This is a genomic window from Mesorhizobium robiniae (assembly GCF_040545535.1).
GTDB classification, from domain to species: Bacteria; Pseudomonadota; Alphaproteobacteria; order Rhizobiales; family Rhizobiaceae; genus Mesorhizobium; species Mesorhizobium robiniae.
Window position 1 is genome coordinate 347685 of sequence record NZ_JBEPMC010000005.1, and the last position, 20657, is coordinate 368341.

A 20657-nucleotide genomic window follows, 5' to 3' on the forward strand; every position below is an offset into this window, starting at 1 on the left:
CGGTGCCAATGGCCGAAGGTCGACGTAATCGGCGGCGCGATCGCGCGCGCCGGCCTCGGCATCCCGCAATCACCGGTTCTGCTGCAGGATCGTTTCGGCGGCGATGAAGCCCCATGTCAGATTGGGGCCAAGTGTCGTGCCGGCGCCGACGGCGCGCGTGCCAACGGGATTGGCCATGGCGAGCCCTGCCGCATAAAGGCCGGGAATGATCGAGCCGTCCGTTCTCAACACCTGCGCTCGCTCGTTGGTGCGGGCGCCGCCCTTGGTACCGAGAATTGAGCGATTGATCGTCATGCCGACATAGGGAGGCTTATCGATCGGCTTCAGCCGGTTCTCGGGCCCATGCGCCTTGTAGTCCTCCCAGCCGTTCTCACCGCGGCGGAAATCCGTGTCGCGGCCCTTCGCGCAAAGGTCGTTCCAGCGGGCAATCGTCTCCTCGAGCGCCACCGCCGGCAGCCCGAGCTTGGCGGCAAGGCCACCGATCGTGTCGGCCTTCTTGACCCAATCGCGCTCGTAGGAGGCGTACCAGCGGAAAGGCAGCGACGTTTTCAGGAAGCGGTGATCGCCAATGAGATAGCAGGGCAGATTGACGGGAGAGCCATCCGTCCCACGCGCGTCGATCGCCTCGCCGATATTGAAGTCGTTCTCGCTGACAAAGCGCTTGCCACCACGATTGACCACGATCGAATGCGGCTCGGCCTGGAAGGTCATCGGCAAGCCGTGCTTCTGTCCCTGGTAGCGCGTCGGCAGGCAGGGATAGATGTTGGCCTGGTCCATGCGGTCCAATTGCGCGCCAACGGAAGCCGCGAGCTTCTGGCCGTCGCCCTCGTTGCTGCGCGGGCTGCCGATCCGGTCGAAGGCACCGGGGAAATGGCGCATGCGCATTTCGGCATCCCATTCGAAGCCCCCGGTAGCGATCACGACGCCGCGGCGCGCGAGAATCTTCGTTCGTTGGCCGTCGCTTTCCACCTCCGCGCCGGTGATGCGCGAGTCCGGGTCCTGAAGCAGGGTGACGGCGCGCGCTTCCACCTGGAAGGTTACGCCGGCATCGAGGCAGCCCTTGATCAGCCCGCTCATGAGGGCCGTGCCCTGGCCGCCGGAATTCGTCAGCCATCGCCACAGAAGCTTCGGCCAGAGCTTGAGCCCGGCCCGGATAGGATGGTGATAAAGGTCGAGATCGACCACCTCCTGGTAGGTGAAGCTGTGCGGCAAGGTGGATCGGCGCAGCCGGGCTGCAAACCTGCCCAAGATACGGCGGCTGAGCGGTCCGGGCGAGACCATGCGTCCGTAGAGCTTGCCGCCCGGCGCTTCGGCAAAGGGGTCCGGTTCGTTGATCAGGCGAAAATCGAGCGGCGTGTTGCCGGACAGGAAGCGCAGCATGTCCGGCGCAGCCCTGACGAAGGCGCTCCAAAGCGCGTCCTCCTTATCAGCCCAGCCCTCGGGCGAGACATGGCGCAGATAGGTCAGCGCATCTTCCTGGCTATCGGCAACGCCTGCAGCGGCGGCGACATGATTGGCGGGCACCCACACGCCGGCGCCCGACATGGCTGAGGTGCCACCGAGCCATTCGGTCTTTTCGATCACGAGCACCTTCAGATCGCCCTTGGCGGCCCTCAATGCCGCCGAGCAGGCCGCCGACCCCGAACCGATGACCAGAACGTCGAATTTATCCATTGGCGTTCCCCTGCTTTTCGTCGCCGCAGCACTATAGGGGCAGGAAATTAAATCTGTCTACTATTGTGTCGACACTTTTTGCGCTGTAGCTTCCTTAGGGTCGGCAGCTTGCCGGCATGATCCTCGCAGCTCCTTTTCGAGAGGCAGAACCATGGACGATACGAGCCTTCCAAGCGCCCCGTCCGGCATCCATGTTTCCGGATCGGATGCACGCGAAAGCTACTGGCAGCCGGTACCGGCAAACGGCCATATCGACGTGGCGCTCGCGCCGCACATCGTCGGCATGGAGCACCCCTTTGCACTGGGCACCCAATCGGTGGCGCCCGGAGGCTATGTGCGCGAGCACACGCATGAGCGCAACGAAGAGGCGATCTACGTCATCGAAGGTCAAGGCCGCGCCGTGGTCGAGGGCAAGGAATATCCGCTCAGCCCGGACAGCGTGGTGTTCCTGCCGAAGAATGTCAGACACATGTTCATCAATGACGGCGAGACGCGCCTGCGCTGGCTCTGGCTGATCGTGCCCAACGGGCTGGAGGACTTCTTTCGCCTTATCGGCAAGCCGCGCAAGCCGGGTGAGCGCGTGCCATCCAATTTTCCGAGGCCGGAGAACGTGCTTGAGATCGAGCGCAAGACGGTGTTCGGGGCAGACCTTGCCGACAAGTTCGATCCCACGAAGCAGAACCCTTAAGAAGCTCCAGATGCTGACGCTCGGCCTCATCGGCTACGGCACGGTCGCGCGCGGGATTGTCTCGGCTTTTCCGCCGGACTCGATCGGCTGGATAGCGCTTCTGCGCGACGGCGCCAGCCCCGCTTTGCCGGCTAATGTCCGTGCGGTCACGCGGCTCGATATGCTGATTGGCGCCCGACCCAAAGCGGTGATGGAAGCGGCAGGCCAGGAGGCGGTTGCCAGCTACGTGCCCGCGATTCTGGAAGCCGGCATACCGACCGTCATCGCTTCGATCGGCGCACTTTGCGATCCAGCACTTGCCGACCGGATCGCCACCATCCGCCGCAAGGGTGGCGCGCGCGCTGTGCTGCCCGCCGGAGCCTTGGGCGGCCTCGACTACCTCAGGGCGATTGCGGCACTTCCCGACGCACGCGTGCGCTACACCTCAAGAAAGCCGCCGTCGGCCTGGCAGGCCGAACTTGCCACTCTCGGCCTGTCGGCCGAGCACGAGGAGCTGATGCTTTTCGAAGGCACGCCTGACGAAGCGACAAGAGCCTATCCGAAAAACCTCAACGCCGCCTTCGCTGTGGCGCTCGCGGCGGGCGTCGGCAAGGTGACGGTGCGTGTGATCGCCGATCCGAAGGCGACCGGCAATACCCATGAGATCGAGGCCGAGAGTGCCGCCGGCACTGCCTCCTTCCGCTTCACCAATGCGCCGGCTCCCGACAATCCGAAAACCTCGGCGCTCACGGCGCTTAGCCTCGTCGCGGCGCTCGGCGAGCTGCTCGATGTGGAAGGCCTTCGGTAATGCCCTTCTTCACCGCCGCCGATGGCTGCCGCATCCACTACGAGACATCAGGCGCCGTTGGCCCGTGCGTCGTTCTCATCCCGGGACTTGGCGGCGACGGCAGGTTCTGGTCAGGCGTGGTGCGCCTGCTGGAAGTCGACCATCGCGTGGTCGTCACCGACCATCGTGGCGCGGGACGCAGCGACCGCCCGCAAAGCCCGTACTCCATTCCCCTGATCGCCAGCGACATTGCCGCCCTGCTGGCGCGCACAAGTGGACCGGCGCATATTGTCGGGCACTCCACCGGCGGCGCCGTCGCGCAGGTGCTGGCGCTCGATCATGCCGAACTCGGCCTGAGCTATACGATCAGCAGCTCCTGGGCGCGAGCCGACGGCCGTTTCCGCACGCTGTTCACCGCGCGCGCCGAACTGCTTGATGCCGGCATGGCCGAAACCTATCAGCGCCTTGGCCATGTGCTCTGCCATGAGCCGTCCTATCTCGAGACGCACGCCGGGCAGCTCGAGGCGGCGGTCGCCGACGCTCCTCGTACCCTGGCTCCGCTGACCGTGGCAGCTGCGCGGGTGCGCATGCTGCTCGACCACGATCGCCTGGCCGACCTGCCTGATATCGCCGTCCCGGTTCAGGTGATCGCCGCCGCGGGCGATGTGCTGACGCCGCCCGCTCTTTCGCATTCTATTGCCACCGCGATACCGCAGGCGACCTATGTAACCGTTGGTGGCGCTCATTTTCATCCACTCGCCGATCCCGAGGGTTTTGCCGCCATCGTTCGCCAATTCATTGCCAAAGCCGACAGCAAAAAACATGACCGCTGAAGTCGACCCCACTCTCATCGATCCACGCCTGAAGCCCGGCGCTGACCTCCTTGCCGATGGGCGCGCGATGGCGCGCGACTGGCGGCTTGGCAGCTGCCGCTTCCTGGCCGAGACCGGAATGCCGTCCGAAGCCGCATGGAAACGCAAGGCGGCGGCGGAGAAGCGCGTTATGCAGCACGCCCATATCGGCTTTCGAAGCGTCGACCGCACCATTGAGGCGATCGGCGAAGTGCATGAGCAATGCCGAAAGGCCGGGGTGACGGTCGACCGTTTCGGCATCACCCTCGACTGGTCGATGGGCTATCCGCACTCCATGCGGGCCAAGGCCGCGCGCGGCACCGGCATCGTGCTCGCCGGCCCGGAGGATTTCGCTCGCATCACCAATGCCGCGCCTGCCGCCGCCCATTTCGGCGACTTCATGCTTGGCCTGCCGGCCGCGGTGGAAAACACGCGCGCCGCGATCGCCGCCGGGGCGACCGCGGTGGGCAATCTCGGACAATATTTCACCTTCCGGCTGCCCTATTGGGACGATGACGTGGCGACCACCGAGGCGACCGTCACCGCGCTCGGTCTGATCGCCGCGCAGGACGCCGAGATCCTCGTCCACTCCAATCTCGATGACGGATTCGCCGGGCTGTTCATCGACATGGCCTGCGCGCTCGGCATGGTGCTGATCGAAAAGCACATCGTCGAGGACCTGATCGGCGCGCGGCTCGGCCATTGCTACGGCCACCACTTCAGCGATCCGCTTTCGCGCACCGCCTTCCATGCCGCACTGGTCCGGGTCAGCGACACGCCTGGGACGATGATCTTCGGCAATACCGTCTCCTACCAGTCGACCGCGTCGGGCAACTATGCAAGCCTGGCCAGCTATCTCCTGGCAGACATACTCGCTGTCGGACGCTGGCCGTCCGGCCATGCGATCAATCCGGTACCGGTGACCGAGAACCAGCGCATTCCCGATGTCGACGAGATCATCGATGCGCAGACCTTCGCGCATCGGCTGACGCTGCATGCGCCGTTCTATGATCCAGTCTTCGACTGGGCAAAGGCCGAGGCTATGGCCGATGTGCTGGTCGAAGGCGGGCGCCGCTTTGCCGATGCCGCCCTTGCGGGTCTCGTGGAACGAGGCGTGAATGTCGAGGACCCCGCCGCCCTGATGCTGGCGGTCCGCCGCATGGGACCAAGGCGCATGGAGGCGCTGTTCGGTCCGGGCGCGGCCGGCTCGAGCGGGCGCACGCCGCTGATCCATGCCGAATGGGCCCGCGAACTGAACCACAAGGCAGCCACCTGGGTCGCCAGGCAGCAGCCGTTGAGCACTGCAAAACCCCTCATCATCTGCATCGGCACCACCGACGTGCACGAGCATGGCAAATATCTCGTCGAACAGGCGCTCCAACGTATGGGCATCACCATTGCCGATGCCGGGGTTGCGGTCGATCCGGAAACCCTCGTCGCCCGCGCCGCCGAAACCGGGGCGGACGCCATCGCGGTCAGCACCTATAACGGCGTAGCGCTGCGCTATGCGCAGGCGGTGAAGACGGCGCTTGCCGCGCGCGAACTTGTCCTGCCGGTGCTCATCGGCGGACGCCTCAACGAAGTGCCCAAGGATTCCAATTCGGGCCTGCCGGTGGACGTAACCAAGGAGATCGCGGACCTTGGCTGCCTGCCATGCGCCGACCTCGACGAGATGCTGGACGCCTTGCGCGCCATCCGGCCTGTTGCCTGAAGCGGCAGGCTCCGTTTGCCGCCGCCGACGGGTGCGTTGCCTCACCAGGCGGTCATGCCGCCGTCGACTGTCAGGATCGAGCCTGTGGCGAAAGAGGATTCGTCGCTGGCAAGCCACAGGATTGCATTTGCGATTTCAACTGGTTGCGCGACGCGGTTCATCGGCGAACGCGCGTTCAGTGCCGCGACGAACCCCTGAGGATCGGGATGGGTTTCCAGCATGCTTTCGAAATAGCTCGACCAGGTCACACCAGGCGCCACGGCGTTGACGCGGATATTGCCTGCGACATGGTCGAGCGCCATGGCACGCGTCAGCGCCGCGACGCCACCCTTGGAGGCGACATAGGCCGCCCGATCGGCAAGTCCGACATGGGCGACGTTGGAGGCGGTGTTCACGATCACCCCGCCACCACCCGCGGCCATGACGGGGATGACATATTTGGAGCAGAGGAAGACGCCCTTGAGGTTGACGGCCATGAGCGCGTCCCAATCCGCCGCCGCGGTAGTGACGACCGAACCGCGTATGCCGTAACCGGCGTTGTTGACCAGGATGTCCACCTGCCCGAATGCGTCTTGCGCGCGTCGCACCATGGTCGCGACGGAAGCTTCGTCCGAGACGTCCGCTTCCATGGCCAGCGCTCCGGTCCTGCCGGCCACCTCGCTGGCCCGCGCATCGTCGCGGTCGACGACCAGAACGCGCGCGCCCTCCTTCACGAACAGTTCCGCGACGGCGGCGCCGATACCGGCACCGGCTCCGGTCACGATGGCTGCTTTGCCCTTCAGACGCATGATCGATCCCCTTTTCAAAAACTTGTTTTGCCCTATCTTGCAGAACCTCTTGCAAAGTGTCGACACTTTTGTATTTAATTTCGGCACGAGATCGGGGACCGCCGTGAAAAATACTCCTTCCGTCGAACAACAGCTGGAAATCTATCGCCGGATGCTGCTGGTGCGGCATCTGGAAGAAAGCCTTGGCGCGCTTCACAAGGAAGGACGCACGCGCGGTCCAATCCACCGCTGCGACGGTCAGGAGGCCGTCGGCGTCGCCGCCACGGCAGTGTTGGAGGCCGGAGACAAGGTCACTACCACCCATCGCGGCCATGCGGTCTATATCGGCAAGGGCATGGAAATGCGGCCCGTGGTCGCCGAGATTCTCGGGCGGGCCACCGGCGCCTGTGGCGGGCGCGCCGGCCATATGCTGATAGCCGATGCGCAAAAAGGCGTGATCGGCGGCAACGCCATTGTCGGTGCCGGCATTCCGGCGGCCACAGGGATGGCGCTGTCCATGCAGATCCTTGGCACCGGCAATGTCGCCATGTGCATTTTCGGCGACGGCGCCGCCCAGACCGGCATCTGCCACGAGGCAATGAACATGGCTGGGCTGTGGAAGCTGCCCGTCGTCTTCGTGCTCGAGCACAACCAGTTCGGTCTGACCGTTCCCTCCGATGTCCAGTCGTCTGTCGAAGATTTGTCGATCCGTGCCGCCGGCTATGCAATCCCGGCCGAGATCGTCGACGGCAACGATGCGGTGGCCGTCTACCGCGCCGTCTCGGCCATGGTCGAACGCGCCCGGCGCGGCGAAGGCCCCGGCATGGTCGAGTGCAAGACCTACCGCATCGAAGGCTTTTCCACCTCCGACATGGGCGGTTACCAGAGGCCGGAGGATATCGCCGCCTGGAAGGCGCGCGATCCGCTGCAGATTTCACGCACGGCACTTCTGAGCGAATTCAGCGAGGCGCAGCTCGCCGCGATCGAGGCGGCGGCCAAGGCCGAGGTGGCCGAGGCTTTCGAGACCGCGCTTTCCGATCCGATGCCGGAATTTTCCATCGACGAAGCCTGCAATCCCTACAGCGAGGCGCACTGACATGGCCATGATGCGATACGCTGAAGCGCTGAACGCCGCGCTGCGCGAAGAGATGCAGGCCGACCCTTCCGTCTTCCTGTTCGGCGAGGATATCGGCCGCTATGGCGGCGTCTTCAAGGTGACGAAGGGGCTTATGGAGGAATTCGGCCAGACGCGCGTGCGCGACACGCCGATCTCCGAACAGGCGCTGGCCGCAATGGCGGTGACCGCCGCCATGACCGGCACGCGGCCGGTGCTGGAAATCATGTATGCGGATTTCGTGCCGCTGACACTCGATGCGCTGGTCAACCAGGCCTCGATCTACAATTACATCTGGAACGGCCAGGTAAAGATGCCGTTCGTGCTGCGCACGCAGGGCGGCGGCGGGGCCGGGGCCGGCGCGCAGCACTCCAAGGCGCTCGATTCCATGCTTGCCCACATACCCGGCATCAAGGTCGTTGCTCCATCGACGCCCGCCGACGCCAAAGGCATGCTGAAGGCCGCCATCCGCGACGACCAGCCGGTCGTCTTCCTCGAGCACAAGCTGCTCTACAACACTCGCGGCGAGGTGCCGGAAGGTGACGTGACAGTGCCGCTCGGCACGGCGGCAACCATGCGCGAAGGCAGCGACATCTCGATCTTCGCCACCTCCAAGATGGTGGTCGAGGCGCTGAAAGCCGCGGATCTTCTCACCGCCGACGGTGTTTCGGCCGAAATCATCGATCTCCGGTCGCTGCGCCCACTTGATGTCAATGCCATTACAGCCTCGATCTCGAAAACGCACCATGCCGTGGTGGTCAACGAGGGCTGGCGCTTCTGCGGCTATGCCGCCGAGCTTTCGGCAACGATCATGGACCACGCCTTCGACGAGCTGGACGCGCCGGTCGCGCGCGTCACGCTGCCAGACATGCCCATCCCCTATTCCGAACCTCTGGAAACGGCGATGCTGCCGAGTGCCGAGAAGATCCGCACTGCTGCGCTGAAGACGCTGAAGTGACGGGGGCAGCAATGGCGACCCATCCGATCAGCATCGACAGCGCCGGCGGCGAATATATGGAAGCCGTGCTGGTGGTTGCCTGGGCGGTGAATTCAGGCGATCCGGTCAAGGCGGGCGATCTTGTCGTCACTGTCGAGACAGCCAAGGCGGCCACCGAAATCGAGGCCGACCGCGATGGTTGGCTGGCTGAGATCTTCTTCGCCGAGGGGCAGGAAGCGCCGGTGGGCGCGGTGCTCGGCACGATCACGGACGAGAAGCCTGTGCCTGGCCACGCGCCTGCGATCACGCAAGCCATGGTGGCCGCTAGCTCAGCCAATCCGCCGGTGCTTGCGTCGACTGACGCCCCTTCCCCTAACCCGCAGGCCGGCAGCCGCGCGATCGCCAGCCCCCTCGCCCGGAGGCTTGCCGCTTCGGCCGGGCTCGACCTTTCCACCATCCCTGGAAGCGGCCCCAACGGGCGCATCAAGAAGCGCGACATCGATGCCGCCCTAACTGATCTCTCGAATGGGCACAGCGCAGCTGGCCAGTCGAGGTCGGCTGCGCTTGGTCCCCGGGTGTCAGCCGTTTCCGCACCGGCTCGGCAGACGGCGCCGATCGTCCTTATCCACGGGTTTGGGGCGGATCGCTCCATTTGGCGTCAGGTTATTCCCTTGCTCGAACCGGGGGTCGAGACGATCAGCCTCGACCTGCCTGGCCACGGTGCCGAAGCAGCGAGACCCGCAACGAGCATCGAGGAGATCGCCTTCATCCTCTCCGACCGGTTGGAGGACATGGGGGTGGGGGATGCCCATCTCGTCGGCCATTCCCTGGGCGGTGCGGCGGCTCTCGCGCTCGCCCGGCTGGGCCGTCTCACCGTGCGCTCGGTCACGCTTCTCGCGCCCGGCGGGCTTGGCCCCGAGATCAATGCAGGTTTCATTGCCGGCCTTGCCCGCGTCACCACGGTGCAGGTCCTGGAACGGTGGCTGACGGTCATGGTCGGCGAACCCTCGGCCCTGCCGGACGGCTATGCGCAGGCCGCGCTCAGGCAGATCGAAAAGACCGGTAATCGCGACGCGCTCGCGGCGATGGCCGAAAGCCTGTTCCCGGACGGCACGCAGGGCTTCGATCTGGCAACCGCGCTCGCCGAGCTCGACGTGCCGACGCGGCTCATCTGGGGCAGGCTCGATCGCATCATCCCGGTTGCCCATGCGGCCCGCGCGCCAGGCTTCGCCGCGGTTCATCTTCTCGATGGCATTGGCCATGTAGCGCAGATGGAGGCGCCGGCGCTGACGGCCCGGCTCATTGCAGAAACGGTGCGCAGCGCCGGCTGAACCGGCAGCCGACCGACCCGCGGATCAACCGCGAGAAGCAGACAAGACCACACCATGCCGGCGCCGAGGGCGCCGGAACAGAATGCCAGAAGGAGTGACCAGGATGATCTTCGACCATCGTACCTACACCGCCCGTCCAAACAAGCTTTCGCATTTCCTCAAGCTTTACGAGGATGTCGGCCTGCCGATGCAGCGGCACTATCTGGGCGAGCCTTTCGGCTTCTTCCAGACCCATATCGGGGACCTCTCGCGCACCGTTCATTTGTGGAAATATGAAAGCCTTGCCGACCGGGAGGAGCGGCGCGACCGCATGGAGGCCGATCCCGAATGGCAGGCCTATCGGCGCAAGGTGATCGAGACCGACTATCTTCTCGATATGCGCAACCAGATCCTGAAACCCGTCTCCTTCTTCAATCCCGGGAAATAAGATGGACCTGATTTTCTCTGCCGAAGGGCGAAGCTGGCCGCTTCGCCTTACCGGCGACGCCGGCCGCACCCGCCGTGCGTTGCTTTCGGCCCTGCCCATGCGCCTGCAACTCCACACGCCCAAGATCGCCGGCAGCCATATCTATTGGCACGCGCCGTTCGTCGAGGATCTGGAGGGTGCGACGCATGTGCTTTCGGCGACCGCTGGCGCCTTCATCTACTGGCCGGTGCGGCAGTTTCTCGAAATCACCTTCGCGCCGCTGCAGGCGGAGAATGCCGAGATCACCGTTCTCGGGCATCTCGACGCGCCGGTGGCAGGCATTGCCGAGCTTGCTGCGACACTGAAACACGACCAGGGCCGCCGTGTCCTGGACGGCACGCTTGGCAGATCGGATGGCGTGGCGCCGGAGCCATCGGCTTTGACGCTGCTGCCGCAAGATATCGTCGCCGCACGCAAGGCGCTGTGGGCGGCTTGTCCCGCCGACATCAGTGGTATCACCACGTCCCGCGCCATCATGCATCCGGCAGGCCCCGTCTTCACCGCGGAGTCGGAAGCCCGGGTGCTGCATGAATTCCTGTGGTGGATTCGCGCCGAACGCGGCAAGGACGAAGCAGTGCGACGCCAGGCGGCCGCCCTCGCGCTCGACAAGGCCGCGACACGCCTGCGCGACTTCTGCCACATGGAGGAAACGCCGGCCCTGCTTTTCCGGCTCAAGGCGGCGATGGGCGAAGGACATGCTTTCGATGCCTTGATCGACGAGGCAATCCTGGTGGCCGGGCGAGTAGGCGCCTGGCTCGACCTGCTGATCCCGTGGAACGACCTCAATGAAGCCTTCCGTGCAGCGCTTGATGGCAGGAGAGCCGCGTAATGGAAAAGCTGACCATCGGCATCGTCGGCTTCGGTGTGATCGGGCAGCGCTGGACGGCCTGCTTTGCCCATGCCGGCCACGCGGTGCGCGTATTCGACCCGACGGAACGGCGCGAGGCAGCTTTCAGCGAAGCGCTGCCTGCACTCATGGCCGACCTTGACGCGTTGAAGGGGCCTTCGCCCGCACCGGGTCCGATCCGTTTGTTGCCGACCCTGGCCGAGACACTCGAAGGCGTCGATTTCGTGCAGGAGAACGGTCCCGAGGACCTAGCTCTCAAGCGCCGGTTGCTGGCCGAGATCGAAGATCATATCGGCGATGAGATCGCCATCGCGTCTTCCTCCTCGGCCCTGCTCGTGTCCGACATGCAGGCCGAATGCCGCCTGCCCGGCCGCATCGTGCTCGGTCATCCCTTCAACCCGGCGCATTTGATGCCGCTGGTCGAAATCGTCGGCGGCAAGGCAACCGATCCGCGGGCAATCGCCCAGGCACGCGCGATCTATGAAGCGATCGGCAAGAAGCCGGTGACGCTCAACCGCGAAGTGACAGGCCACATTGCCCTGCGCCTGATGGGCGCGATGTGGCGCGAGGCGATCGCGCTGGTGCGCGATGGCGTCGCCTCCGTCGAGGATGTCGATCGCGCTTTCATGTACGGGCCGGGACCGAAATGGACGCTGCAGGGTTCGTTCATTTCCAACAGCCTTAACGCCGACGGCATCGAGGACTTTCTGCGCAAATATGGCCCGACATATCAGGCGATCTGGGACACGCTGCTCGACGCCAAGCTCGATGACGAGACGATCGGCGCGATCACGACTTCGACGGGTGCTGCGGTCGACGGACGCAGCCAGGAGGAACTGAAGGCAGCGCGCGAAGCCGGCCTCGTCGGCATTTTGAAAACGGTGGCCGAACGCGGCGCACTCTAATCATCACGGTTCAGGAGAACGGCCATGAACTACCGCACCGCCCTCGTCACCGGCGCCTCGAAAGGCATCGGTGCGGCAATCGTCGAGAGCCTGATCGCGGAAGGATTGACGGTCCATGCGCTCGCGCGCAGCCACGACGCGCTGCGGGTCCTGCAGCAGCGCCTCGGACCAAATGTAAAGCCGCTTGTCGCCGATGTGCGCGACCATGAAGCGATCGCCTCAGCGCTCGGCGCGGCTGAAATCGATGTGCTGGTCAACAACGCCGGCGGTCTGGCAACCGTGCGTCCCCTGTATGAGCAGAGCGCGGAAGAGACAGCCGAGGTGGTGGCGCTGAACCTCACCGCGCCGCTGCAGCTCATCCGCCTGCTGTTGCCCGGCATGATCGCGCGCAAGCGTGGTCATATCTTCAACATGACCAGCACTGCGGCAAGCGGCGTCTTTCCAGGCACGACGACCTATGGCGCGGCCAAGGCAGGCCTCTCGCAGGCCGGCCGCATCCTGCGCTTTGATCTGGCAGGCACAGGGGTACGGCTGACCGAGATCGCTCCCGGGCGCGTGGAAACGGATTTCTACCTGAAGGCGTTCGACGGCGACCGCGAAGGCCTGCGCAAACGCATGTATTCCGAACAGCGGCCGCTTGGGCCGGCAGACATCGCCACCGTGCTCGTTTCCGCGCTGCGTTTGCCCGATCACGTCGATATCGCCGAACTGATCGTCGCGCCAAGCGAACAGGCATCAGGCGGCCAGATCTATCCGCCCGCGCCGCAACGCTGACGCGTGGCGTCGGCGACGCGCTTAGGCATCAAATCGTCGCTTGGTCAATTTGTCGAGCACCGCTACGCAAGCTTCCTCCCACGCCGCTGGCACGCCGCGTAGTGAAAGAACCTGCAGTCCCCTTTCGGTGATGCCACCCGGTGTCACCAGTTCTTCGAGCATCTGGTCCATCGGTTCGTCCTTCTCGGCAATCAGCTGCCCGGCCGCCACGAAGGTCATGGCCGCCAGCCGGCGGGAAATTGCCGGGTCGAGGCCTTCGGCACTCGACCATTCAGCCGTCTTGCGGATCAGATCCTGCGCCCAGCCGTACACTGCGGCGCTGACCGTCGCCACCTCGAAGTCATTCTCGCTGGGGAGCGCGATCGAGGGTCCGAGCCGATCGAGAACCGCCCGCGCCTCTCCGACGTCGGGGAAATAGACCGTCGGGCTTGCGGCGATCTCGGAAGCGGTGAACGGCATGGCGCGCACGGCGCGCGCGGGTGCAACATCAAGCCGCGACAAAGGCACGCCGGCACAAACCGAAACCACTGTCTGTCCGATACGCCACGGCAAGCCTGCAACCGTCTCCGGCGCGTGCTGAGGCCGCACGGAAAGAACCACGACGTCCGACCGTTCGACGAGGTCGCGATTGTCGGCCGCAAGCTGAAAGCCGTGCCGGGCGGAAAGCACCGCGGCCTTGCCACGTGGAGACAGGAGGATTGCTGCGGGGTCGAGCCCGGAACGCAGGAAACCAGCCAGCATGGACGCCGCCAGATGCCCGACGCCAAGAATGCCTATGATCATTGTTGTCTCCGGGGTTCGAACCTGCCGCTTGCCATTCACAGAAAGTTGGGAAACAAAGGCGCATCAAAGTGTCGACACCGCCTGTAGACAAATCAGATTGGAATCTTCATGACCGAACGAGCCGAGACCGGCGCCGACAGCGAGCCGTCGCTTGCGAACGACGCCGAAACGCGCCGCACCGCCGACAGCAGCGAACGCGCCTACAACACCATCCGCAAGCTTCTCGTCGAGTTCAAGCTCAAGCCCGGCGAGCGCATCAACGAGGTTCAGCTTTCGCGCAGCCTCGGCGTGTCGCGCACCCCTATCCGGGAGGCGCTGAACCGGCTTGCCTCGGAAGGCTTCGTTTCGCTGACGCCCAATCGCGGCTTCTTCGTCAGGAGCCTCAGCACCGAAGGCCTGCTCGACCTTTACGAATTGCGCTCCATCATCGAATGCGCCGCCTTCAAACTGATGTGCGAGCGCGCGGATGACAGCGAGATCGACCGTTTGCGGCAGTATTGGGAAGCGATCGTCGATGTCTACCCGAACCAGCCGCCGGACATCATCCTGGCGGAGGACGAAGGCTTTCATCTGCTCATCGCCGAACTTTCCGGCAATCCGGAAATCGTCGGCCAGCTTGCTTCCATCAATGCGCGCATTCGCTTCATCAGGCGCATCCAGATCGAACACCCCTCGCATGACAGGGCGCAGATCACCTCCCACTCGGCAATCGTCGACGCCGCCGTCAAGCGCGATGCGGAGAATGGCGCGAAACTGTTGCGCGAACATATCGAAATGACCGTCTCCGCCACGCAGCAAGCGCTCAAGGACGCCCTGCTCAGGGTTTTCGCGCCCGACAATGGCGCCGAACTGAAGCGCCGCCGAAGGACTCGCGACGTCTAACCGGTATCTGACCACAAAATTGAACGCAATAGTGTCGACACTTTCTTGACGACAGCCTCTTTGTCTGCTTCGATGGATCACAAGGGAGTTGAAGACCGCAACGGCCGCTCCCGTAGTGATCAGTAGTCAAGGGGAACCATCATGAAGAAATTTACCGCCGCACTTCTTTTCGGAGCATCGCTGTTCGCAGCGCCGGCCATGGCCGAGCAGATCACGGTTGGTCTGTCGGCTCCGCTCTCCGGCCCGCAGGCCTATTTCGGCACCACATGGCATAACGGCTTCAAGCTCTACGTCGACAAGCTGAACGCCGACGGCGGGGTTAATGGGGTGACCGTCGCCTATGAGCAGGAAGACGACAAGGCGGACCCGCGCGAGGGAACGCTCGTGGCGCAGAAGTTTTGCGACAATGACGAGGTGGTCCTTGGCCTTGTCAACTTCAATTCCGGCGTCGCACAGTCAACTCTGCCGATCTACGAGGACTGCACGCTGCCGACGATGACCTTCGGCTCCAACCCCTCGCTCACCAAGCAGGGCTACCAGTTCATGGTACGTCCGGTTGCCAATGACCTCGCCGGCGCGCTGCTGCCGGCCGAATACGCGATCGGCAAGCTTGGCGCTAAGACCGCCCTTGTCGTCAACGACAAGCAGGTTTTCGGGCAGGGAATCTCCGAAATCTTCGCCAAGAACTTCCAGGCTGGCGGCGGCACGCTTCTCAACACCATTGCCGTTGCGCCGAGCGACGTGGACTTCACCGCTGTCCTGGCGCAAATCAAACCGAAGAAGCCTGACGTGATCTATCTCGGCGCCGTCATGCCGCAGCTGGCGCTGTTTGCAAAGCAGATGCATGAGCAGGGCATCACCGCCACGCTGATCGTGCCCGACGGCGGCTATACGCCGGACCTCATCAAGCAGGCTGGCGAACCTAGCGTCCAGGGCACGCTCGTCGCCATCCAGGTGCCGCCGATGGATGCCTCGCCGGCAATTGCCGATTTCGCCAAGGCCTACAAGGCCAAGTACGGCGAGGAAGCCGGCCCGTACTCGATTTACGGCTATGTCCAGGGCCAGATCCTCGAGCAGGTGCTGAAGACGACCAAGGGCCTGACGCGCGAGGACCTCAACGCGGCGCTGCACGCAGTCAAGGTCAAGACCGCTGTCGGTGACCTAGAATTCGACGAGACAGGCGAACTTAAAGTCGCCCCATCCTACCTCTACAAGGTCGATGGGTCGAACTTCCAGCTTGTCGGCTCGAAATAGCAGCCTGGCGCCGGAGCTGCCTGCCGTTCGCATGCGGCTCCCATTGCCTGTCGACGGCCTCGCCTGACAACGTGCGGCGGCCGTGTCGAGCGCTTGTCTTTCCGGCTCGACCGGTCGATCGGAACCCCTTGCACAGGACGCCAGCCCATGCTGGGAAACCTCATTCAACAGACGGTCAATGCCTTGACCATCGGCTCCATCTACGCGCTGATCGCGCTCGGCTACACCATGGTCTACGGCGTGCTGCGCATGATCAATTTCGCCCATGGCGAGATGTTCATGCTCGGCGCCTATGTCGCCTTTCTGCTGCTCAGCATGCTCGTCGGCGATGTCGGCATGGCAGGCGCCATTGCGCTTGCCATGGCTTTTGTCATAGCGATTTTCCTGGTCGGCGCCGTGGGCGTCGGCATTGAAAGAGTTGCCTACAAGCCACTCAGAAACTCCACCCGCCTTGCGCCGATGCTCTCCTCGCTTGGCGTCTCGCTTTCGCTGGTTACCGGTATACAGATTCTCGCCGGCCCGCAGCCGGTCGCCTTCCCGAGCTTCTTTCCCGTCGTCCGCTACGAGGTGATGGGCGGCACCATCACCTCGATGCAGATCGGCATCCTGGTCGCCGCCTTCGTGTTGATGTTCGGCCTCCATTTCCTCGTCAACCGCAGCCGTATCGGCATCATCGTGCGCGCCGTATCGGAAAGCCGCCCCACGGCGCAGCTCCTGGGCATCAACGTCAACGGCGCGATCTCGATGGTGTTCTTCGTCGGGCCGTTGCTCGGCGCGGCGGGCGGCATCCTCTATGCCAGCTATTACGGCATCATGTCGCCGACCATGGGCGCGGTCATTGGACTGAAAGCATTCACAGCCGCGATCCTCGGCGGCATCGGCTCCATTCCCGGCGCCATGCTTGGCGCCTTCATCCTCGCCTTCGTCGAAGTTGGCGGAACCGCGCTGCTGCCTGTCGTCACCCATGGCGTGCTGGGCACCGAATATCGCGACGTGCTCACCTTCGCGATCCTCATACTCGTGCTTCTCGTTCGTCCCGCCGGCATATTGGGCGAGACCGTGTCCGAGGAAAGCGTCGTGTACAAGAGGGAGTTCTGATGTCCGTTGCCGAGGCTCGCACCGCTGTCAGGCCGCGTTCAAGCCGGATCGTTCCGCTTCTCGTCTTCGCCATAGCAATCGCATTGATCGTGGCGACGCCCTTTCTGCCCAACTACTACGTCCGCGTCATCAACAGCCTGCTGATCTACATCCTGCTCGGCATCGGCCTGAACATCGTGATCGGCTACACGGGACTGCTCGATCTCGGCTTCGTCGCGTTCTATGCGGTTGGCGCATACACCTATGCGCTGCTGGCCAGCCCCCAGTTCGACCTGCATTTGCCTTTCCTGCTTATTCTGGTCATCGCTGCCTGCCTTGGCGCGATAACCGGCATATTGCTCGGCATTCCGGTGCTCAGGCTGCGCGGCGATTATCTCGCCATCGTCACGCTCGGCTTCGGCGAGATCATCCGCATCATCATCAACAATCTCGACTGGCTCACCGGCGGGCCGCAAGGCATCGCCCGCCTCGACAAGGCCTCGATCCTCGGCTTGCAGATCGCCCGCCCCGTCGAGTTCTTCTGGCTGCTGCTTGTCGTCGTCGTCATTGCCGGTGTGGTGGCCTGGCGACTGGAACGTTCCATCCTCGGCAAGGCCTGGGCCGCGATCCGCGAAGATCAGGACGCCGCGCGCGGCATCGGCATCAACACGACCAACGCCAAGCTCGCCGCCTTCGCCACATCCGCGACGATCGGCTCGATCGCCGGCGCGATCTTCGGCGCCTCTCAGCGTTTCGTCAGCCCGGAGAGCTTCACGCTTCAGGAATCCGTGCTGATCGTGCTGATGATCGTGGTTGGCGGCATCGGCAACATTCTCGGCATCGTCGCCGGCGCGGCGATCCTGATCCTGCTGCCGGAAGTGCTGCGCGAATTCGCCGAATGGCGCATCCTCTTCCTCGGGCTGCTGATGATTTTCCTTATCATCGTGCGCCCGGCCGGCATCGTGCCGCGCAGTTTCGGGCCTGAGAAGCTCATCCGGGGGCTCTTCGGAAAATGACGCTGGTCTTTCAGAGCCTTCGCAAGGAGTATGGCGAGGTCGTCGCCATCGACGACGTATCGACTTCCTTCACCCCCGGCATGATCCACGGCGTGATTGGACCGAACGGCGCCGGCAAGTCGACGCTCATCAACATGACCGCGGGCTCCTACACGGTCTCCTCAGGGTCGATCACGCTCGACGGCAAGCGCCTCGATACGCTCAAGAAATACCAGATCGCCAATTCGGGTATCGCCCGCACATATCAGAACATCCGCCTCTTCGATCAGATGACGGTGATCGAGAACCTCGAAGTCTGTTTCTATCCCGCCGAGGTCGCTGGGACCTGGAAGGAAGTGGTCTGGCCGCCCTACGCCACAGCCCAGCGGCAGCGCCGTCGCGAAAAATGCATGGAGATATTGCGTTTCTTCGACCTGCAGGGCTACGCCGAGGCCGATGCCGGCGGCCTGCCCTATGGCCGGCAACGCATGCTTGAAATCGCCCGCGCGCTGGTCTGCAACCCGCGCGTCTTGCTGCTTGACGAGCCCGCCGCCGGATTGAACCATCACGAGACGGCGGAGCTGACTGCCAAACTCACCGCACTGCGTTCGCCCGACCGGATCATGATCGTCGTCGAGCACGACATGGATCTGGTCATGGCGCTCTGCGACAGCATCATCGTCATGCATCACGGAAAGCTGCTTTTTCGAGGCACGCCCACCGAGGTGCAGGCCAGCACCGAGGTCCAACTCGCCTATCTGGGAACCGCCAATGACATCGACGACATCCGAGCCGCTGCTCAGGATCGCCGGGCTCAGCTCGGGATACGGGCGCGTCGGCGTTCTTGAAGACATAGACCTCGAAGTCGATCCGCATGAGATCGTCGTCGTGCTCGGCCCGAACGGCGCCGGCAAGACGACGCTGCTCAACTCCATCTCCGGCGTGGCGCGTCCGACCGCAGGCAGCATCACCTTCGAAGGACGCGACATCACCGGCATGCGGCCCGAGCAGGTCGTGCGCCTCGGCATCACTCATTGCCCGGAAGGCCGGCAGATCTTCCAGCGCCTCACGGTCGAGGAAAATCTGGTCGCTGCCCATATCGGCCGTGGCGGCAAGAGTTTCGAAACGCTGCGCGCCGAGGCATTCGATCTCTTTCCGGTGTTAAAGGAGCGGCGCAACGGCTTGGCGAGCCGCATGTCCGGCGGCCAGCAGCAGATGCTTGCGATCGGCCGCGCGCTGATGGCCGAGCCGAAACTTCTGATGCTCGACGAACCGTCTCTCGGCCTTGCGCCGAAGATCGTGCACCAGATCTTCCGCATCATCCTCGACCTGTCGCGCAACGGCATTTCCATCCTGCTCGTCGAGCAGAACGTTCAGCTCGCGCTTGAATGCGGCGACTACGCCTATCTCTTGAACACCGGCAGAGTGAAGCTGCATGGGCCAGCGCAGGAAATGGCCGCGCACTCGGCATTGAGCGAGCACTATCTCGGCGGGGTCACCGAGGAAGTGCTTCATGTTTGAAGTCGATTGGAAAACCCCGCATCTCTGGCGCAAGACTGCGAACGTGCGCCAAACGGCTCCCGCGCTGCAAGGCGACCTGAAGACGGACGTGCTGGTCGTCGGCGGCGGCTTCACCGGCATGGCCGCAGCGCTGGGGGCGCGCGACAGCGGCGTCGATGTGATCCTCCTCGAAGGCAACGAGATCGGATCGGCAGCATCCGGCCGCAACAACGGCCTCGTCATCTCGCATCATTCCAAGGCATCGCCTTCGGAGTTCGAAGCGGCGTATGGCAAAACCATCGGCGACCGCTACAACCGCATGGTGGCAGACGCGGCCGGCGTCGCCTTCGGCCTGATGCAGCGCTTCAACATCGATGCCCACCAAGTGCAGGAAGGCTGGATCCAGCCGGCGCACACCGAGGCGACGCTTATTCGCACGCGCCAGTTTTGCGAGGAGTGGAAAGCCTTCGGCGCCAATGTCTCCAGCCTTGACCGCGACGAAGTCACTGCGCGCATCGGCAGTCCCTATCTCGGCGGCTGGATGGTGCACAATTCGGGCCACATCAATCCGTTTGCCATGACCATCGGTCTTGCGGCCGCGCTCGAGCGCGAAGGCGTGACCATCCGCGAGAACTCCCGTGCGACGCGGCTCGAGAAGGTGGAAAGCGGCTGGCGCGTCTTCACTCAATCGGGAAGCGTCACGGCATCGGAAGTGGTGCTGGCGACGAATGCGTTGACCAATGACATCTGGCCAGGGCTGAAGAGGACGCTCGTGCCATTCAAGGTGTTCCAGGCGGCAACCGATCCTCTACCGGAGGAAATGCGCGAAAAAATCCTCGTCGGCAATCCGGCCGTATCCGACATGCGCAATGACATCCGCTATTTCCACTATGACCGTGACAATCGGCTGGTGAGCGGTGGTACGCATACATTTTGGTTCGACGAGGCCGATCGCGGCCGCGCCAAGGTATCGCGCATGCTCAGCAGGGCCTTTGCTGCATTTGGCGGCGAGCCAAGAATGACCGAATATTGGCACGGGACGTTCGCCGTGGTGCCCGACCGCAGGCCGCGCCTTTATCGCCTGGCGCCCGGTCTTGTGTTTGGGGGCGTCTATTCCGGTCGTGGCGTGGCACTTTCGATGTCACTTGGCCAGGAAATCGGCCGCTGGGCGGCAGGTCGGCGCACGGATGAGCAGATGTCGCTGCCGGTCACGAACATGAAGCCAGTTCCGTTTCACCCGATCGCGGTGCAGGTCGCCAACCGCATGCACCCCTGGAACCGCCTGCAGGATCACCTGCTCCCGGTAAAGTAACACGGACGGAGTTCTCATCGTTC

21 protein-coding genes are annotated in these 20657 nt (G+C 63.9%); 18 read left to right on the top strand and 3 right to left on the bottom strand.

The genetic code is table 11. The features are described 5' to 3' along the window. Nucleotides 1–69 precede the first annotated feature (69 nt). Nucleotides 70–1674, bottom strand: a complete 1605-nt coding sequence (locus tag ABID19_RS16460) for an FAD-dependent oxidoreductase (RefSeq protein WP_354492043.1) — start codon at nucleotides 1672–1674, stop codon at nucleotides 70–72. A 151-nt stretch (nucleotides 1675–1825) separates the two neighbouring features. Here ABID19_RS16460 and ABID19_RS16465 point away from each other — a divergent pair, with 151 nt between their 5' ends. The 4 genes from ABID19_RS16465 to ABID19_RS16480 are packed head-to-tail and all read left to right on the top strand — an operon-like array spanning nucleotide 1826 to nucleotide 5690. Further along, on the top strand, nucleotides 1826–2362 hold the full coding sequence (locus ABID19_RS16465; RefSeq protein ID WP_354492044.1) for a cupin domain-containing protein: 537 nt from the start codon (nucleotides 1826–1828) through the stop codon (nucleotides 2360–2362). 10 nt (nucleotides 2363–2372) lie between these two features. Continuing rightward, nucleotides 2373–3149 (top strand): aspartate dehydrogenase, encoded by a 777-nt coding sequence (locus ABID19_RS16470; protein ID WP_354492045.1) that lies wholly within the window; start codon nucleotides 2373–2375, stop codon nucleotides 3147–3149. Beyond that, the gene (locus ABID19_RS16475; protein WP_354492046.1) at nucleotides 3149–3961 is read left to right on the top strand and encodes an alpha/beta fold hydrolase; all 813 of its coding nucleotides are present in this window, start codon (nucleotides 3149–3151) and stop codon (nucleotides 3959–3961) included. Before ABID19_RS16470 ends, ABID19_RS16475 begins: the two co-directional genes overlap by 1 nt. Continuing rightward, nucleotides 3951–5690: a cobalamin-dependent protein gene (locus ABID19_RS16480; RefSeq protein ID WP_354492047.1), complete on the top strand. Its 1740-nt coding sequence runs from the start codon at nucleotides 3951–3953 to the stop codon at nucleotides 5688–5690. The genes ABID19_RS16475 and ABID19_RS16480 overlap by 11 nt, the downstream gene beginning before the upstream one ends. A gap of 41 nt (nucleotides 5691–5731) precedes the next feature. Here the strand turns inward: ABID19_RS16480 and ABID19_RS16485 are convergent, their stop codons facing one another. Beyond that, nucleotides 5732–6478, bottom strand: a complete 747-nt coding sequence (locus ABID19_RS16485; protein WP_354492048.1) for an SDR family oxidoreductase — start codon at nucleotides 6476–6478, stop codon at nucleotides 5732–5734. Nucleotides 6479–6581: 103 nt separating this feature from the next. Here ABID19_RS16485 and ABID19_RS16490 point away from each other — a divergent pair, with 103 nt between their 5' ends. The 7 genes from ABID19_RS16490 to ABID19_RS16520 all read left to right on the top strand — a co-directional run bounded on the left by ABID19_RS16490 (nucleotide 6582) and on the right by ABID19_RS16520 (nucleotide 12831). Further along, nucleotides 6582–7553 carry a thiamine pyrophosphate-dependent dehydrogenase E1 component subunit alpha gene (locus tag ABID19_RS16490; RefSeq protein ID WP_354492049.1) on the top strand — a complete coding sequence of 324 codons (972 nt, stop codon included), beginning with the start codon at nucleotides 6582–6584 and terminating at the stop codon, nucleotides 7551–7553. Nucleotide 7554: 1 nt separating this feature from the next. After that, nucleotides 7555–8529, top strand: coding sequence for an alpha-ketoacid dehydrogenase subunit beta (locus ABID19_RS16495; RefSeq protein WP_354492050.1), 975 nt, complete (start codon nucleotides 7555–7557; stop codon nucleotides 8527–8529). Nucleotides 8530–8540: 11 nt separating this feature from the next. Further along, the gene (locus tag ABID19_RS16500; protein ID WP_354492051.1) at nucleotides 8541–9839 is read left to right on the top strand and encodes an acetoin dehydrogenase dihydrolipoyllysine-residue acetyltransferase subunit; all 1299 of its coding nucleotides are present in this window, start codon (nucleotides 8541–8543) and stop codon (nucleotides 9837–9839) included. 103 nt (nucleotides 9840–9942) lie between these two features. After that, nucleotides 9943–10266 carry an NIPSNAP family protein gene (locus tag ABID19_RS16505; RefSeq protein ID WP_127293567.1) on the top strand — a complete coding sequence of 108 codons (324 nt, stop codon included), beginning with the start codon at nucleotides 9943–9945 and terminating at the stop codon, nucleotides 10264–10266. 1 nt (nucleotide 10267) lies between these two features. Further along, on the top strand, nucleotides 10268–11134 hold the full coding sequence (locus ABID19_RS16510) for a hypothetical protein (RefSeq protein ID WP_354492052.1): 867 nt from the start codon (nucleotides 10268–10270) through the stop codon (nucleotides 11132–11134). Next, a complete protein-coding gene (locus tag ABID19_RS16515; RefSeq protein ID WP_354492053.1) occupies nucleotides 11134–12057 on the top strand; it encodes a 3-hydroxyacyl-CoA dehydrogenase NAD-binding domain-containing protein in 924 nt (307 codons plus the stop codon). The genes ABID19_RS16510 and ABID19_RS16515 overlap by 1 nt, the downstream gene beginning before the upstream one ends. 24 nt (nucleotides 12058–12081) lie before the next feature. Next, nucleotides 12082–12831 carry an SDR family oxidoreductase gene (locus tag ABID19_RS16520; protein ID WP_354492054.1) on the top strand — a complete coding sequence of 250 codons (750 nt, stop codon included), beginning with the start codon at nucleotides 12082–12084 and terminating at the stop codon, nucleotides 12829–12831. Nucleotides 12832–12852: 21 nt separating this feature from the next. On the opposite strand, the gene ABID19_RS16525 is transcribed toward ABID19_RS16520, so the two are convergent. Continuing rightward, complete coding sequence (locus tag ABID19_RS16525; protein WP_354492055.1) at nucleotides 12853–13614, bottom strand: pyrroline-5-carboxylate reductase family protein; 762 nt, start codon at nucleotides 13612–13614, stop codon at nucleotides 12853–12855. A 108-nt stretch (nucleotides 13615–13722) separates the two neighbouring features. Between ABID19_RS16525 and ABID19_RS16530 the strand changes: the two genes are divergently transcribed. The 7 genes from ABID19_RS16530 (at nucleotide 13723) to ABID19_RS16560 (ending at nucleotide 20634) form a co-directional block, all read left to right on the top strand. Then, entirely contained in the window at nucleotides 13723–14496 is a 774-nt protein-coding gene (locus ABID19_RS16530) for a GntR family transcriptional regulator (protein ID WP_354492056.1), read from the top strand. 141 nt (nucleotides 14497–14637) lie between these two features. After that, complete coding sequence (locus tag ABID19_RS16535) at nucleotides 14638–15750, top strand: branched-chain amino acid ABC transporter substrate-binding protein (protein ID WP_354492057.1); 1113 nt, start codon at nucleotides 14638–14640, stop codon at nucleotides 15748–15750. A 147-nt stretch (nucleotides 15751–15897) separates the two neighbouring features. Continuing rightward, a complete protein-coding gene (locus ABID19_RS16540) occupies nucleotides 15898–16848 on the top strand; it encodes a branched-chain amino acid ABC transporter permease (RefSeq protein ID WP_354492058.1) in 951 nt (316 codons plus the stop codon). Beyond that, nucleotides 16848–17843, top strand: coding sequence for a branched-chain amino acid ABC transporter permease (locus ABID19_RS16545; protein ID WP_354492059.1), 996 nt, complete (start codon nucleotides 16848–16850; stop codon nucleotides 17841–17843). The genes ABID19_RS16540 and ABID19_RS16545 overlap by 1 nt, the downstream gene beginning before the upstream one ends. Continuing rightward, nucleotides 17840–18670, top strand: coding sequence for an ABC transporter ATP-binding protein (locus ABID19_RS16550; protein ID WP_354492060.1), 831 nt, complete (start codon nucleotides 17840–17842; stop codon nucleotides 18668–18670). Before ABID19_RS16545 ends, ABID19_RS16550 begins: the two co-directional genes overlap by 4 nt. After that, nucleotides 18594–19343 (top strand): ABC transporter ATP-binding protein, encoded by a 750-nt coding sequence (locus ABID19_RS16555; RefSeq protein WP_354492061.1) that lies wholly within the window; start codon nucleotides 18594–18596, stop codon nucleotides 19341–19343. The genes ABID19_RS16550 and ABID19_RS16555 overlap by 77 nt, the downstream gene beginning before the upstream one ends. Next, nucleotides 19336–20634 (top strand): NAD(P)/FAD-dependent oxidoreductase, encoded by a 1299-nt coding sequence (locus tag ABID19_RS16560; RefSeq protein ID WP_354492062.1) that lies wholly within the window; start codon nucleotides 19336–19338, stop codon nucleotides 20632–20634. Before ABID19_RS16555 ends, ABID19_RS16560 begins: the two co-directional genes overlap by 8 nt. Nucleotides 20635–20657: the final 23 nt, after the last annotated feature.

Coding starts and splice junctions, on each gene's coding strand:
- ABID19_RS16460 (WP_354492043.1), bottom strand. CDS start 1,674: ATGGATAAATTCGACGTTCTGGTCATCGGTTCGGGGTCGGCGGCCTGC.
- ABID19_RS16465 (WP_354492044.1), top strand. CDS start 1,826: ATGGACGATACGAGCCTTCCAAGCGCCCCGTCCGGCATCCATGTTTCC.
- ABID19_RS16470 (WP_354492045.1), top strand. CDS start 2,373: ATGCTGACGCTCGGCCTCATCGGCTACGGCACGGTCGCGCGCGGGATT.
- ABID19_RS16475 (WP_354492046.1), top strand. CDS start 3,149: ATGCCCTTCTTCACCGCCGCCGATGGCTGCCGCATCCACTACGAGACA.
- ABID19_RS16480 (WP_354492047.1), top strand. CDS start 3,951: ATGACCGCTGAAGTCGACCCCACTCTCATCGATCCACGCCTGAAGCCC.
- ABID19_RS16485 (WP_354492048.1), bottom strand. CDS start 6,478: ATGCGTCTGAAGGGCAAAGCAGCCATCGTGACCGGAGCCGGTGCCGGT.
- ABID19_RS16495 (WP_354492050.1), top strand. CDS start 7,555: ATGGCCATGATGCGATACGCTGAAGCGCTGAACGCCGCGCTGCGCGAA.
- ABID19_RS16500 (WP_354492051.1), top strand. CDS start 8,541: ATGGCGACCCATCCGATCAGCATCGACAGCGCCGGCGGCGAATATATG.
- ABID19_RS16505 (WP_127293567.1), top strand. CDS start 9,943: ATGATCTTCGACCATCGTACCTACACCGCCCGTCCAAACAAGCTTTCG.
- ABID19_RS16510 (WP_354492052.1), top strand. CDS start 10,268: ATGGACCTGATTTTCTCTGCCGAAGGGCGAAGCTGGCCGCTTCGCCTT.
- ABID19_RS16515 (WP_354492053.1), top strand. CDS start 11,134: ATGGAAAAGCTGACCATCGGCATCGTCGGCTTCGGTGTGATCGGGCAG.
- ABID19_RS16520 (WP_354492054.1), top strand. CDS start 12,082: ATGAACTACCGCACCGCCCTCGTCACCGGCGCCTCGAAAGGCATCGGT.
- ABID19_RS16525 (WP_354492055.1), bottom strand. CDS start 13,614: ATGATCATAGGCATTCTTGGCGTCGGGCATCTGGCGGCGTCCATGCTG.
- ABID19_RS16530 (WP_354492056.1), top strand. CDS start 13,723: ATGACCGAACGAGCCGAGACCGGCGCCGACAGCGAGCCGTCGCTTGCG.
- ABID19_RS16535 (WP_354492057.1), top strand. CDS start 14,638: ATGAAGAAATTTACCGCCGCACTTCTTTTCGGAGCATCGCTGTTCGCA.
- ABID19_RS16540 (WP_354492058.1), top strand. CDS start 15,898: ATGCTGGGAAACCTCATTCAACAGACGGTCAATGCCTTGACCATCGGC.
- ABID19_RS16545 (WP_354492059.1), top strand. CDS start 16,848: ATGTCCGTTGCCGAGGCTCGCACCGCTGTCAGGCCGCGTTCAAGCCGG.
- ABID19_RS16550 (WP_354492060.1), top strand. CDS start 17,840: ATGACGCTGGTCTTTCAGAGCCTTCGCAAGGAGTATGGCGAGGTCGTC.
- ABID19_RS16555 (WP_354492061.1), top strand. CDS start 18,594: ATGACATCGACGACATCCGAGCCGCTGCTCAGGATCGCCGGGCTCAGC.
- ABID19_RS16560 (WP_354492062.1), top strand. CDS start 19,336: ATGTTTGAAGTCGATTGGAAAACCCCGCATCTCTGGCGCAAGACTGCG.